We start from the raw sequence: 13510 nt of genomic DNA, 5'->3' as shown, positions 1-13510 counted from the left end.
CGGCGGCCGTTCCCCCGGTCGGACCGGCCTCGCGGTGGTGCGAGGTGTGTCCCCCCTGCTCCGGCCCGGTGGAACGGCCGCCGTCTCCCCCTCGGAGTGGCTCGCGGAACCTTCACATTTCAAGTGTGAAGTTCCGGTGGAGAAAAGTTGAGCACACCTCAGCAACGTGCGGCAATAGTCCGGACGTTCACGTTCCGCCCGCCGGTGCGCCCGGATCCGGCTCAACCTCGCCCGACGTAGGGCATCGCCGTCGCCAGCACCGTCGCGAACTGCACGTTCGCCTCCAGTGGCAGCTCGGCCATGTGCCGTACCGTGCGCGCCACATCGGCCACGTCCATCACCGGTTCCGGGGCGACCTCCCCGTTTGCCTGGAGTGCACCCGTCCGCATCCGCGCCGTCATGTCGGTCGCCGCGTTGCCGATGTCGATCTGGCCGACCGCGATCCGGTACGGCCGCCCGTCCAGGGACAGCGACTTGGTCAGGCCGGTCAGCGCGTGCTTGGTCGCGGTGTAGGCGACCGAGTGCGGGCGGGGCGTGTGCGCCGAGACGGAACCGTTGTTGATGATCCGGCCGCCCTGCGGATCCTGCTCCTTCATCCGCCGGTAGGCCGCCTGCGCGCACAGGAACGCCCCGTTGAGGTTGGTGTCCACCACGTGCCGCCAGGCGTCGTACGGCAGTTCCTCGACCGGGACCCCGCCCGGCCCGAAGGTGCCCGCGTTGTTGAACAGCAGGTCCACCCGGCCGAACCGCTCCACGACCGCCGTGAACAGCGCGTCCACGTCCGCGGGCCGGGACACGTCGGCGGGCACGGCGAGCGAGGCCGCCCCGGGCGCCAGCGCCGCCGTCTCCGTCAGCGGCCCGGCGCGCCGGCCGGCCAGCGCCACCGACCAGCCGGCGCCCAGCAGTTCCACGGCGACGGCCCGCCCGATGCCGGAGCCGGCCCCGGTCACCACCGCGATCTTCGAGTTCCTGTCAGTCATGACTCCGCAGCGTAGGCGGGAAGTCCGTCATGCGGAATCCGATGTCCGCCATACGGTTAACGGTCGCCGGAGGGCCTACGGCCGGGCACCCGCGTCCCCGGGATAGCGCACCCCCACCCGCTCGCGCACCGCGTCCATCGTGCGCATCACCGCGAGCGTCCCCTCCAGCGGCACCAACGGCGACTCCTTCTCGCCCGCCCGCAGCGCCCGCATGACCTCCAGCGCCTCGTGCCGCATGCTGGTGCGCGGCCCGTCGGCGGGGTCGGCGGCGAACTCCTCCGGGTCCCGGCCCTCCCGGTGCAGCACGAACCGCTCCGGGTGGAAGAACCCGGACGGCACGTCGATCCGCCCGCGCGTGCCGGTGACCGACGCGGTGTTCGCCGTACCGCCGGTGATCGAGCAGTGCAGCGCGGCCAGCGCGCCGCTGTCCCAGGACAGCAGGGCCCCCGTCTGGAGGTCGACGCCCTCGGGCGAGAGCACCGCGCTCGCGGCGATCGAGTCCGGCTCGCCCAGCAGCAACTGCGCGAACGACACCGGGTACACCCCCAGGTCCAGCAGCGCCCCGCCGCCCAGCGCCGGGTCCCGCAGCCGGTGCGCGGCGGGGAACGGCCCGGCGATCCCGAAGTCCGCCTGCACGGTGCGCACCTCGCCGATCGCCCCGTCCGCCACCAGCTCCCTCAGCCGCCGGACGAGCGGATTGCAGTACATCCACATCGCCTCCATCAGGAAGCGGCCGTGCTCCCGGGCCAGCGCGACCAGCTCCTCCGCCTCGCGCAGGTTCAGCGTGAACGGCTTCTCGCACAGCACGTTCCGGCCCGCCGCCAGGCACAGCCCGGCCGCCGCCCGGTGCGCCGAGTGCGGGGTGGCGACGTACACGACGTCCACGTCCTCGTCGGCGGCCAGCGACTCCCAGTCGCCGTACGCCCGCCCGGCCCCGAACCGCTCGGCGAACGCCTCGGCCGACTCCCGCCGGCGCGAGGCCACCGCCACGATCTCCGCGTCCGGGAGATCGACCAGATCCGCCGCGAACGCCGCCGCGATCCCACCGGTCGCCAGGATCCCCCACCGCACGCTCTGCTCCGCCATCGCCGCCCCGCCCTCGCTCGTGTGTGCCTCGGCAGTCAGTACGAGCTGAGAGCATAGGTGCCGGTCGGGCCGCTGACACCGATGTCCGGCACCGACGGCGAGGGCAGGACCCAGGGCACGGACAGGGAGGGGCAGATGCCGGAGCACGCGGCGACACCGAAGCCGGAACAGGACCACCCGTCTCCCGCCCCGCCCCCGCCGGCCGGCGCCCCGGGCCGCACCGGCCCCCTCGTCACCCTCCTGCTCGGCGCCCTCACCGCGACCACCCCGCTCGCGATGGACATGTACCTGCCCTCGCTGCCGGAGGTCACCCGCTCCCTGGACGCCCCCGCCGTCACCGTCCAGCTCACCCTGACCGCCTGCATGGCCGGACTCGCGCTGGGCCAGCTGATCGTCGGCCCGCTCAGCGACCGCTGGGGCCGCCGCCGACCGCTGCTCACCGGACTCGTCGTCTACCTGGCCGCCACCGCCCTGTGCGCCCTCGCGCCCACCGTCGAGACGCTGATCGCGTTCCGCCTGGCGCAGGGCCTGGCCGGCGCGGCCGGGGTGGTCATCGCCCGGGCCGTCGTGCGCGACCTGTACGACGGTGTGGCCATGGCCCGCTTCTTCTCCACCCTGATGCTGATCTCCGGGGCCGCGCCCATCGTGGCGCCGCTCGTCGGCGGGCAGATCCTGCGGGTGACGGACTGGCGGGGCGTGTTCGTGGTGCTCACGGTGATCGGCGCGCTGCTCACCGCGCTGGTCTGGCTGCGGCTGCCGGAGACCCTGCCTCCCGCCGAGCGGCACCGCGGCGGCACCGGCGAGGCCCTCGGCGCCATGCGCTCCCTCCTCGCCGACCTGCCCTTCACCGGCTACATGCTCGCCGGCGGCTTCGCCTTCGCCGCGCTGTTCGCCTACATAGCGGCCTCCCCCTTCGTCATCCAGGAGATCTACGGCGCCTCCCCGCAGACCTTCAGCCTGCTGTTCGGCCTGAACTCCGTCGGCCTGGTGATCGCCGGGCAGGTCAACGGCAAGCTGCTGGTCGGCCGGGTCGGCCTGGAAAAGGTGTTCGCGGCCGGCCTGACGGTGATCGTGCTCGCCGCGACCGCCCTGCTGCTGATGGCCACCGGCGTCCTCGGCGACACCGGGCTCGTCCCCGTCGCCGCCGCCCTGTTCGTCCTGATGTCCGCCATGGGCATCACCCTGCCCAACGCCCAGTCCCTCGCCCTGCTGCGCGTCCGGCACGCCGCCGGGTCCGCCTCCGCGCTGCTCGGCACTTCCTCCTTCCTCGTCGGCGCGGTGGCCTCCCCGCTCGTCGGCGTCGCCGGGGAGCACACCGCCGTGCCCATGGCCGTGGTCCAGCTGGCCGGGGCACTGGTCGCGGCGGCCTGCTTCATGGGAATGTGCCGTCCCTGGACGGCACGGGAGACCGCCCGTGCGCACGCGGAGGGAGACGCGAGCTGAGCGCACCGAGACTGCGCGCCGGCACCCCGGAACGCGCCGGGCTCGACCCCGTCGGGCTCGGGCACCTGGTGGCCGACGCGCACGCCCTCACCACCGGTGAGCGCCCCTGGGCCGCCGGTGCCGTCGTGCTGGCCGGCCGCGGGCCCGTGATCGCCGTGGCCGAGGCCGCCGGCTGGGCGGTCCGCTACGCCGGCCACGACCCCGCGACCGGCACCGGCGTGGAACTGCCGCCCCCCGCCCGGGTCCCGGCCACCCTCGACACGCGCTTCGACCTGGCCTCCCTCACCAAGCTGTTCACGTCGGTGGCCGCCGTGCAGCAGATCGAGCGCGGCACCCTCGGCATCGACGCCCGCGTCGGCGACCACCTGCCCGACTTCCACGCCGCCGCCGAGCACGGCGTCACGGTGCGGCAACTGCTCACCCACACCTCCGGGCTGCGCCCGGAACTGCCGCTGTACGACTGCCCGGACGACGCGACCCGGCTGGACCTGCTGCGCGCCGAGGCGCCGACGGGCCGGCCGGGCACCTACCGGTACTCGGACCTGAACATGCTGCTGCTCCAGGCGGTCCTGGAGCGGGTCACCGGCCGCACCCTGGACGTCCTGGTGCGGGACGGCATCACCCGGCCGCTCGGCATGACCGCCACCGGCTTCGGGCCCTGCCCCGGCGCGGCGGCCACCGAGGACCAGCGGCGGCCGTGGGCCAAGGCCGAGCGGGGGATGCTGCGGGGCGTGGTCCACGACGAGAACGCCTGGGCGCTCGGCGGGATCGCCGGACACGCGGGACTGTTCTCCACCGCGCCCGACCTGGCCGTCTTCTGCCGCGCCCTGCTCGCCGGCGGCTCCTACGGCCCCGCGCGCATCCTCGGCCCCGACTACGTGGAGCTGCTGTTCACCCCGCCCGGCCTGGGCTTCGTGCTGGACCAGCCGTGGTTCATGGGCGAACTGGCGGGGCGCGGCGCGGCGGGCCACACCGGCTTCACCGGCACGTCCCTGGTCCTCGACCCGGCCACCGACACCTTCCTGATCCTCCTGGCCAACACGGTCCACCCGCGCCGCCGACCGCCGGACAGCGCCCCGCGGGCCCGGCTGGCGACGAGACTGGCGAGGGCGGTCGTCTGACCCGGCCGGGGCGGCGCCCGCGGCCGGCGGGACCGGACGGGTGGGCGGGCGGCGGACGAGGGGGCCGGGCGCCATAGAATCGGGGGGTGAACGACCCCCTCCGCACGGCCCTGGCCGACCTGCTGGACGGCCTGCCCCCCAAGGAGGTGGCCGCCGCCGTCGACCGCCTGATCGCCAGCTACCGCGGCGACACCCCCACCCACGCGCCGATCCTGCGCGACCGCGCCGACGTCGCCGCGTACGCCGCCTACCGCATGCCCGCCACCTTCGAGGCGGTCCGCTCCGCGCTCGCCGCCCTCGCCGGCGCCGTCCCCGGCTGGACCCCCGCCGGCCACACCGACGTCGGCGGCGGCACCGGCGCCGCCACCTGGGCCGTGCAGACCACCTGGCCCGGCGCGCGCGACGTCACCGTGCTGGACTGGGCCGAACCCGCCCTTGCCCTCGGCCGCCGGCTCGCCGCCGCCCACCCGGCCCTGCGGGACGTCCGCTGGCAGCGCGCCCGGATCGGCGCCGGCCTCACCCTGGACGACACCGACCTGGTCACGGTGTCGTACGTCCTCAACGAACTCGCCGGCCCCGACCGCGCGGCCCTCGTCGACGCCGCCGCCCGCGCCGCGCGGACCGTCGTGATCGTCGAGGCCGGCACCCCGGCCGGCTACGACCGCGTCATCGAGGCCCGCGACCGGCTGATCGGGGCCGGCTTCCGGATCGCCGCGCCCTGCCCGCACAGCGCCGCCTGCCCCATCGTGCCCGGCACCGACTGGTGCCACTTCTCCGCCCGGGTCGGCCGCTCCTCCCTGCACCGCCAGGTCAAGGGCGGCTCGCTGGCGTACGAGGACGAGAAGTTCTCCTACGTCGCCGCCACCCGGCTGCCCGCCGAACCGGCCCCCGCCCGGGTGGTCCGGCGCCCGCAGATCCGCAAGGGCCAGGTGCTGCTCGACCTGTGCGAGGCCGACGAACGACTGCGCCGCAGCACCGTCACCAAGCGCCACGGCGACCTGTACCGGGCCGCCCGGGACGCCGACTGGGGCGACGCCTGGCCGCCGCACGACTCCGCGTCGTAGCCCGCCGCCCCGGCTTGTTACTTTCGGTGCATGGTCAGCAAGCCCGCCCCCGACGCCACCCGCCGCAGCGAGAAGTCCCGCCGGGCGATCTACGCCGCCGCCCTCTCCCTGGTCGCGGAGGTCGGCTATCCGAAGACCACCGTGGAGGGCATCGCCGCCCGCGCCGGGGTCGGCAAGCAGACCATCTACCGCTGGTGGTCCGCCAAGGCGGACGTCCTGCTGGAGGCCTTCCTGGACCTCGCCGAGCAGACCGCCCGCGCGGCCGGGCACGAGACGGCCGCCCTGCCGGACACCGGCGACCTGGCCGCCGACCTCAAGGCGGTGCTGCGGGCCACGGTGGACGAGCTGCTCGACCCCCGCTTCGACGCGCCGGCCCGGGCGCTGACCGCGGAGGGCGTCGTCAACGAACAGCTCGGCCGCGTCTTCGTCGCGAGGCTCCTCGAACCCCAGCTCCAGCTGTACGTCGCCCGGCTGCGCTCCGCCCAGGACACCGGCCACGTACGGCCCGACGTCGATCCCCGCATCGCCCTGGAACTGTTCGTCTCGCCGCTCGCCCAGCGCTGGCTCCAGCACACCGGCCCGATCACCTACGACTACACGGACACCCTGGTCGACTACGCGCTGTACGGCCTCGCACCGCGTTGACGGCCCGCCCCCCGTACCGGTGAGTGCCGGCTTCCCGCCCACGCCGACCCCCGGAGCACGCGAAGATGGGACGATGAGGCATGCTGTCCGCTACACCAGCGAGGCGAGGGGATAGATGAGCGGGACGTTCGGCGGCCGGCCCGGCCGGCAGGGCAAACTCTCCCAGTGGCTGCGCGGACGCCGCCCGAAGGAGGGCGCCGCCGACGACGGCGGCCGCGAGGCCCTGCTGCTCGCCGCCGCCGGCGCGGGGCTGCCGCTCGCCCCGGCCGCGCATCCCGCGCCCGGCTACCGCTGCTCCTGCGACCGCGTCGGCTGCCCGACCCCGGCCCGGCACCCGGTGTCGTTCGCCTGGCAGACGCAGTCCACCACCGACCGCACCCAGATCGAGCGCTGGGCCCGGCACCAGCCGCAGGCCAACTTCATCACCGCCACCGGCATGGTGCACGACGTGCTGGACGTGCCCCTGGAGGCCGGCCGGGAGGCCCTGGAGCGGCTGCTCGGCGCCGGGATCGACGTCGGCCCGGTCGCCGAGAGCGACGACGGCCGCATGCTGTTCTTCACCCTCACCCGGGGCACCCCGGAGGACGAGGACGAGTGGTGGCCCTGCGAGCTGGACTGCCACCCCGAGACGATGGACGAGCATCCGGGCCTGCGCTGGCACTGCCGGGGCTCCTACGTCCTCGTACCGCCCGCCCGGCTGCCCGGGGACGACGGCCAGCGGGTGCGCTGGGTGCGCGGCCCGGAGCACGCGCTGCCCGACCCGCTGACCCTCCTGGAGGTGCTCACCGACGCCTGCGCCCGGCACGGCGCCGAGGCCGACCACCCGGGCGCGGCCTGGCCCCTGCGCCACTGACCGGCGTCCTCGGCCCGACGCTCCCGGCCGGCCCGCCGGGGCTCAGCCGCCCTGCGCGGACGTCAGTCCCTGCACCCGCCCCAGCATCCGCACCGGGCCGTCGCCGGCCGGGTCGAGCACGACCTCGTTGGCGAGGGACTCCATCGTCAGGGACTGCTTCACCTCGCCCTTGATCAGGGCCTGCACGTCCTTGTTGGGCACCGGCACGGTGGCGCCGGCGGCGGCGGTCCGCTTCTCGTAGTGGTGCGTGGTGAAGAACACCAGCGCCCCGCCGTCCGCGGTGCGCAGCGCGAGCGGCGCGTAGGCGCCGTGGGTGAGGGGCTCGTCGATGAACTGCCGGACCAGACCGGGCTTCTCGGCCTCTTTCCTGCGCTCGGCGCGCAGTGCGCTGGTGTAGCGGCCGTCCGCGAAGGTCTTCCCGCCGTTCTTCAGATAGGCCGCGTACGTCCTGCTCAACGCGTCGGGGCGGACGGCCAGTCCCGTGGTGCCGGCGGGCACGGTCTCGGCCCAGCCGTCCTCGTCCTTCTCGAACTCCGGCAGGTCCCCGGGCGCCACGAGGGTCAGATAGGCGACCTGCCACCGCTCGTCGAGGCCGTCGCGGGTGAACACCAGCAGCCAGCGGGCGTCGCCGCCCTTGTTGCCCCGGGCGTCGGCGACGAACCAGCGGGGCCAGCCGGCCTTCTCGGGGATCGTGACCTTGACGTCCGTCAGGGTCAGCGGGGTGTGGGCCGGGTTTCCCGAGGGGCTGTTGACGCGCCCGGCCTTCAGCCGGGCGGAGTCGATGTCGGCGGGGGCGCCGGTGATGTAGGGGGCGTCCGCGGAGCCGTCGTAGGTCTTGTCGGCCTTGTTGTACGCGTCCGTGAACGCGGTGACCGCCCTGGCCGCCTCGGCGCGGGTGGCGGCGGGCAGCACCTCGCGCTCCCCGTGCACCACCACGCATCCGCTCGCCGTCAGCGACAAAGCGGTCAGTGCCGCCGCTATGAGTGCGTTGCGGTCACGCCTGCGAAGCCGCCGACGGCTGCGTTCCCTGGTCATCGGGCTCCTTCACCTTCCCCTTCCCGGAGGCGAACCCTACCGGGGAGAGGAACAGCGCGAGCACCGGGACCAGATACAGCGCCCACACCGTGACCTGGACGACCGTCGGATCCGGCTGGAAGTTGAACACGCCCTTCAGCAGCGTGCCGTACCAGCTGTCCGGCGGGATGGCGCCGCTGATGTCGAACGCCAGGTCGTTCAGGCCCGGCACCCAGTCGGCCTCCTGGAGGTCGTGGAAGCCGTACGCCAGCACGCCCGCCGCGACCACGACCAGCATGCCGCCGGTCCAGGTGAAGAACTTCGCCAGGTTGATCTTCAGCGCGCCCCGGTAGAACAGCCAGCCCAGCAGCACCGCCGTGGCGAGGCCCAGGGCGACGCCGACCAGCGGGCGCGGGGTGCCGTCGGAGGCCGCGTGCACCGACGCCCACACGAAGAGCGCGGTCTCCAGGCCCTCCCGGCCCACGGCCAGGAACGCGGTGGCTACCAGGGCGCCGGTGCCGAGCTTGAGGGCCGCGTCCAGCTTGCCGTGCAGCTCCGACCTGAGGTTGCGGGCGGTGCGCCGCATCCAGAACACCATCCAGGTCACCAGGCCCACGGCGACGATGGACAGGGAGCCGCCGAGCGCCTCCTGGGCCTGGAAGGTCAGCTCCTGCGAGCCGAACTCCAGCGCGCAGCCGAAGCCCATGGCGATGGCGATGGCGACGCCGATGCCGGCCCAGATCGGCTTGACGGCGTCCCGGCGGCCGGTCTTGACCAGGTAGGCGATCAGGATGCAGACGACGAGCGACGCCTCCAGTCCCTCGCGCAGGCCGATCAGGTAGTTGGAGAACACGGGTCACGCCTCCTTCGAGAACAGCGTCCGGCCCCACCAGTCGCCGGAGTCCCGGACGCCGGGCGGGATCGCGAAGACCGCCGAACCCACGTGCTGGATGTACTCGTTGAGCGCGTCGTGCGCCGACAGCTTGCGCTGGAGCGGGATGAAGCCCTTGCGCACGTCCCGCTGGTAGGCGAGGAAGAACAGGCCCGCGTCGAGCCGGCCGAGGCCGTCGGTGCCGTCGGTGAAGGAGTAGCCCCGGCGCAGGATGGTGATCCCGCCGTTGGAGTCCGGGTGCGCGAGCCGGACGTGCGCGTCCGGCTTCATCGCCTTCAGGAACGGCTCGTCGTGCTCCTTGGCCTTGCCGACCGGGGCGCCCTCGCGCTTGTCCCGGCCGAAGACGTCCTCCTGCTCCTGGAGCGAGGTGCGGTCCCAGGTCTCGATGTTCATCCGGATCCGCCGGGCGACCAGGTACGACCCCCCGGTCATCCACCGCGGTCCGTCGCCGTCGCCCACCCAGACGTGCTGCTCCAGCCGGCCGGTCTCGGTGCCCGCGATGTTGCGGGTGCCGTCCTTGAAGCCGAAGAGGTTGCGCGGGGTCATCGCGCCCGGGGTGGTGGAGGAGGTCTTGCCGAAGCCGAGCTGGGACCAGCGCACGGCCACCTTGCCGAAGCCGATGCGGGCGAGGTTGCGGATGGCGTGCACGGCGACCTGCGGGTCGTCGGCGCACGCCTGGACGCACAGGTCGCCGCCGGTGCGGGAGCGCTCCAGGTTGTCACCGGGGAACCTGGGCAGGTCGACCAGGGCCGCGGGCCGCTCGTCCTTCAGGCCGAACTTGTCGAACAGCGACGGTCCGAACCCGATGGTCAGCGTCAGCCGGGACGGCTTGAGCCCGAGCGCCTCGCCGGTGTCGTCCGGCGGGGCCTCGGCGAGTCCGCCGTAGGCGCCGTCGCCGACCGGCTCGCCCGCGGTCATCCGGCGGGCCGCCGCCGTCCAGTCCTTGAGCAGCTGGACGAACGCCTCGCGGTCGTCGGTCTTCACGTCGAACGCGGCGAAGTGCAGCCGGTCCTGCACCGGGGTGGCGATGCCGGCCTGGTGGGCGCCGTGGAACTCCACCGCGCCGCCCGACCCGTCGGCCACCGGGTCCATGTCGTCGCCCGCCCGGGCCATCGCCACGGCCCCGCCGGCCGCGGCGGCCCCGAGCGCGAGCCCGGCACCGCCCCAGCCGATCAGCGCCCGGCGCGACGGAGTGCTCCCCTGGGTCTCGGTCATCGCCCTTTCCCCCCGGCTCACTTCACGACCGCGGCGGCGAGCTTGGACAGCGGCTCGGCGAGCGCGTTCACCGCGTCCGACAGCTCCTTGCGCTGGTCCTTGCCGACCTTGTCGTAGGAGACGAAGTCGTACGACGTCTTGTCCGAGCGGTACTTGTCCAGCAGCGCGTCCAGCGCGGCGAACTGCTTGTCCAGCTCCTTCGCCAGCGCCGGGTCGTTCTTCGCGGCGACCGGCCTCAGCAGCTCGTAGGCCTTCTGCGCGCCCTCGACGTTGCCCTTGAAGTCGACGAGGTCGGTGTGGGCGTAGCGGTCCTCCTCGCCGGTGACCTTGCCGGTGGCGACCTCGTCCAGCAGCTCCTTGGCGCCGTTGGCCATGGAGGTCGGGGTGATCTCGGCCTTGCCGACGCGCTTCTGCCAGTCCTCGAGGTCCGTGATCAGCCGGTCGGCGAGGGCCTTCTCCTCGGCGCCGATCTTCTTGTCGTGCCAGAGGGCCTTCTCCAGCCGGTGCCAGCCGGTCCACTCCTGCCCGGTCTCCAGGCCGTCCTCGCGGACGTCCACCTTCGGGTCGATGTCGCCGAAGGACTCGGCGACCGGCTCGGTGCGCTCCCAGCCGAGACGGGAGAGGCCGTACGCCTTCTTCGCCGCCTCCAGGTCGCCGTCCTTGACCGCCTTCGCGAACGCCTCGGCCTTCGGCAGCGTCTGGTCGGCCTGGTCCTGCGCGTACATGCGGTACTGCGCGACGGCGGTGTCCAGCCTCGGGTCGCGCTTGGCGGCGGAGCCCGCGCCGGTCACGGTCAGCTTCTGCCGGACGCCGCGGCCCTTCATGCCGGGCCGGCAGGCGATCTCGTAGGAACCGGCCTTCACCTCGGCGGTGAGCGTGTACTTGGTGCCCGGCCCGATGTTCTCCTTCTCGGAGACGATCCGGTCGTCCGGGAAGAGGATCTCGACCTCGGTCGCCCGGGAGCCCTTGTTCTCGATCTTCAGGGTGACCTGGCCGGCCGGCACGGACTTGCTGGACGTGTCGCACGTGGAGTCGGCCGCGGTGACCCGGACGGCGTCACCGTCCTTGGCGTCGCTCTTCGAGGTGCAGGCCGAAAGGGCGGTCAGAGCGGCCACGGTCGCGGCGGCGATGACGGTCGGTCGGACGGCTCGCATGCAGGCTCCAAGCGCAATCTCGTAGGTGAGGCTGCCCTAACTTACCCGAGGCTTACCACGCCCGTCCCCGTGCGGTCGGTGATTCACCTCTCACGGAGGGCGCACGGGCGGCGCGCGGACACGGCTTGATTGCGATGCCTCAAAGCCGACATCACGACCGGGCAAAGGAATGGTCAAAACGCCCGGTGCCCGACCCGGGCGGCCCCGTGGTGCTTGAATGCCGGGGTGAGCGACTACGACGTACTCCGCGTCTTCTGCGGCCCGGACGGCGGATACGGCAACGAACTGGGTGTCGTGCGCGACGGCTCGGTGCTGCCCGGGCGGGACGACCGGCAGGCCCTGGCCGGCAAGCTCGGCTTCAGCGAGACCGTGTTCGTGGACGACCCCGAGCGCGGCGTCATCGACATCTACACGCCCACCCTGCGCCTGCCGTTCGCCGGGCACCCCTGCGTGGGCACCGCCTGGCTGCTCGACGTGCCGGAACTCGTCACGCCCGCCGGGGTCGTCGGGGCCCGGCAGGACGGCGAGTTCAGCTGGATCGAGGCGCGCGCCGAGTGGGCGCCGCCGCGCACCCTGCGCCGCTGCGCGAGCGCCGCCGAGGTGGACGCGCTTCCCGTACCGCCGAAGGGGGAGTGGATCTACGCCTGGGCCTGGGAGGACGAGGCGGCCGGCCGGATCCGCGCCCGCGGCTTCCCCGGCCGGGACGACGGCATCGACGAGGACGAGGCCACCGGCGCGGCGGCCCTGCTGCTCACCGAGCGGCTGGGCCGGGCGCTGAACATCACCCAGGGCCGGGGCTCGCAGATCCTGACCGCGCCCCAGCCGCACGGCTGGACCGAGGTCGGCGGCCGGGTCCGGCTGGAGCGCTGACGCCCGCGGGCGTCCGGGTGACGGGCCGCGCGCCGTCCGGGTGGAACCGCGTGTGCGCGCGAGGGGGAGCGGGGACCTCTGGCCTGACCACTCCGCCTCCCGAGAGGAGCACCATGCGCATCAGATCCGCCCTGGCCGCGACCGTTCTCGCCGTCGCCCTGGCCGGCGCCGGCGCGTCGACGGCAGCCGCCGGCACCCACGCGGTCCAGGACGACGACGAGGCCGTCTGCAGCCCGTACTCGGGCACGCTGACCTCGCTGGAGAACCGCATCACCTGGTCCGGCTCCCACTGCAGCGACTACCTGCGCTGACCCGTCCGGGGTCCCCCCGCCGCACCGGGCGAGGGGGACCCGGCCGGTTCCGGGCCCGTCAGGGGAGGGTCAGGATGTCGGCGCCGGTGTCGGTGACCACGAGGGTGTGCTCGAACTGGGCGGTGCGCCTGCGGTCCTTCGTGACGACCGTCCAGCCGTCGTCCCACATGTCGTACTCGTGCGTGCCCAGCGTCAGCATCGGCTCGATCGTGAACGTCATCCCCGGCTGCATCACCGTCGTCGCGTGCGGGCTGTCGTAGTGCGGGATGATCAGCCCCGAGTGGAACGACGTGCTGATGCCGTGCCCGGTGAAGTCCCGTACGACGCCGTAGCCGAAGCGCTTGGCGTACGACTCGATGACCCGGCCGATGACGTTGATCTGCCGGCCCGGCCGCACCGCCTTGATCGCCCGGTTGAGCGCCTCCCGGGTGCGCTCCACCAGCAGCCGGGACTCCTCGTCCACGTCGCCGACGAGATAGGTGGCGTTGTTGTCGCCGTGCACCCCGCCGATGTACGCGGTCACGTCCAGGTTGACGATGTCGCCGTCCCTGAGGACCGTCGAGTCGGGGATGCCGTGGCAGATGACCTCGTTGACGGACGTGCACAGCGACTTCGGGAAGCCGCGGTAGCCGAGCGTGGACGGGTAGGCCCCGTGGTCGCACATGTACTCGTGGGCGACCTTGTCGAGCCGGTCCGTGGTCACCCCCGGCGCGATGATCTTCGCGGCCTCCTCCATCGCCCGCGCGGGGGGGGGGGGGGGGGGGGGGGGCGGCGCCCGCGGGGTGGGGGGGGGGGCCGCGGGGCAGGGGGGGGGGGCAGGGGGGGGTTTTCGACAGCATCGGGGGGGGAGGGGGTTTCGGGG

The 13510-nt window shown here is 73.8% G+C and carries 14 protein-coding genes; 7 read left to right on the top strand and 7 right to left on the bottom strand.

Annotated features, from left to right (window positions below):
* Window positions 1-221 precede the first annotated feature (221 nt).
* Together ACZ63H_RS27775 and ACZ63H_RS27770 are read right to left on the bottom strand one after the other, a co-directional pair.
* Window positions 222-980, bottom strand: coding sequence for an SDR family oxidoreductase (locus ACZ63H_RS27775; protein WP_469869574.1), 759 nt, complete (start codon window positions 978-980; stop codon window positions 222-224).
* 75 nt (window positions 981-1055) lie between these two features.
* On the bottom strand, window positions 1056-2066 hold the full coding sequence (locus ACZ63H_RS27770; RefSeq protein ID WP_469869572.1) for a Gfo/Idh/MocA family protein: 1011 nt from the start codon (window positions 2064-2066) through the stop codon (window positions 1056-1058).
* A gap of 135 nt (window positions 2067-2201) precedes the next feature.
* On the opposite strand from ACZ63H_RS27770, the gene ACZ63H_RS27765 reads away from it, so the two are divergent.
* The 5 genes from ACZ63H_RS27765 (at window position 2202) to ACZ63H_RS27745 (ending at window position 7192) form a co-directional block, all read left to right on the top strand.
* The gene (locus ACZ63H_RS27765; RefSeq protein ID WP_469869679.1) at window positions 2202-3509 is read left to right on the top strand and encodes a multidrug effflux MFS transporter; all 1308 of its coding nucleotides are present in this window, start codon (window positions 2202-2204) and stop codon (window positions 3507-3509) included.
* A complete protein-coding gene (locus ACZ63H_RS27760; protein WP_469869570.1) occupies window positions 3449-4630 on the top strand; it encodes a serine hydrolase domain-containing protein in 1182 nt (393 codons plus the stop codon). The genes ACZ63H_RS27765 and ACZ63H_RS27760 overlap by 61 nt, the downstream gene beginning before the upstream one ends.
* Window positions 4631-4716: 86 nt before the next feature.
* Window positions 4717-5694: a small ribosomal subunit Rsm22 family protein gene (locus tag ACZ63H_RS27755; RefSeq protein ID WP_469869568.1), complete on the top strand. Its 978-nt coding sequence runs from the start codon at window positions 4717-4719 to the stop codon at window positions 5692-5694.
* A gap of 30 nt (window positions 5695-5724) precedes the next feature.
* Window positions 5725-6339, top strand: a complete 615-nt coding sequence (locus ACZ63H_RS27750) for a TetR/AcrR family transcriptional regulator (RefSeq protein ID WP_469869566.1) — start codon at window positions 5725-5727, stop codon at window positions 6337-6339.
* Between the two features lie 115 nt (window positions 6340-6454).
* Window positions 6455-7192 (top strand): bifunctional DNA primase/polymerase, encoded by a 738-nt coding sequence (locus tag ACZ63H_RS27745; RefSeq protein WP_469869564.1) that lies wholly within the window; start codon window positions 6455-6457, stop codon window positions 7190-7192.
* A gap of 42 nt (window positions 7193-7234) precedes the next feature.
* On the opposite strand, the gene ACZ63H_RS27740 is transcribed toward ACZ63H_RS27745, so the two are convergent.
* From ACZ63H_RS27740 to efeO, 4 genes are read right to left on the bottom strand one after another with little or no spacing between them, the layout of a single operon-like run.
* On the bottom strand, window positions 7235-8227 hold the full coding sequence (locus tag ACZ63H_RS27740; protein ID WP_469869562.1) for an SCO2278 family lipoprotein: 993 nt from the start codon (window positions 8225-8227) through the stop codon (window positions 7235-7237).
* Window positions 8187-9059: an iron uptake transporter permease EfeU gene (efeU, locus tag ACZ63H_RS27735; RefSeq protein ID WP_469869560.1), complete on the bottom strand. Its 873-nt coding sequence runs from the start codon at window positions 9057-9059 to the stop codon at window positions 8187-8189. Before efeU ends, ACZ63H_RS27740 begins: the two co-directional genes overlap by 41 nt.
* Window positions 9060-9062: 3 nt before the next feature.
* The gene (gene efeB, locus ACZ63H_RS27730; RefSeq protein WP_469869558.1) at window positions 9063-10313 is read right to left on the bottom strand and encodes an iron uptake transporter deferrochelatase/peroxidase subunit; all 1251 of its coding nucleotides are present in this window, start codon (window positions 10311-10313) and stop codon (window positions 9063-9065) included.
* A 17-nt stretch (window positions 10314-10330) separates the two neighbouring features.
* The gene (gene efeO / locus ACZ63H_RS27725; RefSeq protein WP_469869556.1) at window positions 10331-11467 is read right to left on the bottom strand and encodes an iron uptake system protein EfeO; all 1137 of its coding nucleotides are present in this window, start codon (window positions 11465-11467) and stop codon (window positions 10331-10333) included.
* A gap of 225 nt (window positions 11468-11692) precedes the next feature.
* Here efeO and ACZ63H_RS27720 point away from each other — a divergent pair, with 225 nt between their 5' ends.
* A complete protein-coding gene (locus ACZ63H_RS27720) occupies window positions 11693-12337 on the top strand; it encodes a PhzF family phenazine biosynthesis protein (protein WP_469869554.1) in 645 nt (214 codons plus the stop codon).
* 113 nt (window positions 12338-12450) lie between these two features.
* Entirely contained in the window at window positions 12451-12648 is a 198-nt protein-coding gene (locus tag ACZ63H_RS27715; RefSeq protein WP_469869552.1) for a hypothetical protein, read from the top strand.
* Window positions 12649-12706: 58 nt separating this feature from the next.
* Here ACZ63H_RS27715 and map read toward each other — a convergent pair whose 3' ends face one another.
* On the bottom strand, window positions 12707-13384 hold the full coding sequence (map, locus tag ACZ63H_RS27710) for a type I methionyl aminopeptidase (RefSeq protein ID WP_467938704.1): 678 nt from the start codon (window positions 13382-13384) through the stop codon (window positions 12707-12709).
* Between the last annotated feature and the right edge of the window lie 126 nt (window positions 13385-13510).

This window comes from Streptomyces sp. NPDC104831 (assembly GCF_055583025.1).
This window is presented reverse-complemented; position numbering and strand designations above follow the sequence as displayed.

What these genes read in the sequence shown, in the direction of transcription:
- ACZ63H_RS27775 (WP_469869574.1), bottom strand. Translation starts at nt 980, where the DNA reads ATGACTGACAGGAACTCGAAGATCGCGGTGGTGACCGGGGCCGGCTCC.
- ACZ63H_RS27770 (WP_469869572.1), bottom strand. Translation starts at nt 2,066, where the DNA reads ATGGCGGAGCAGAGCGTGCGGTGGGGGATCCTGGCGACCGGTGGGATC.
- ACZ63H_RS27765 (WP_469869679.1), top strand. Translation starts at nt 2,202, where the DNA reads ATGCCGGAGCACGCGGCGACACCGAAGCCGGAACAGGACCACCCGTCT.
- ACZ63H_RS27750 (WP_469869566.1), top strand. Translation starts at nt 5,725, where the DNA reads ATGGTCAGCAAGCCCGCCCCCGACGCCACCCGCCGCAGCGAGAAGTCC.
- ACZ63H_RS27745 (WP_469869564.1), top strand. Translation starts at nt 6,455, where the DNA reads ATGAGCGGGACGTTCGGCGGCCGGCCCGGCCGGCAGGGCAAACTCTCC.
- ACZ63H_RS27740 (WP_469869562.1), bottom strand. Translation starts at nt 8,227, where the DNA reads ATGACCAGGGAACGCAGCCGTCGGCGGCTTCGCAGGCGTGACCGCAAC.
- efeB (WP_469869558.1), bottom strand. Translation starts at nt 10,313, where the DNA reads ATGACCGAGACCCAGGGGAGCACTCCGTCGCGCCGGGCGCTGATCGGC.
- efeO (WP_469869556.1), bottom strand. Translation starts at nt 11,467, where the DNA reads ATGCGAGCCGTCCGACCGACCGTCATCGCCGCCGCGACCGTGGCCGCT.
- ACZ63H_RS27715 (WP_469869552.1), top strand. Translation starts at nt 12,451, where the DNA reads ATGCGCATCAGATCCGCCCTGGCCGCGACCGTTCTCGCCGTCGCCCTG.
- map (WP_467938704.1), bottom strand. Translation starts at nt 13,384, where the DNA reads ATGGAGGAGGCCGCGAAGATCATCGCGCCGGGGGTGACCACGGACCGG.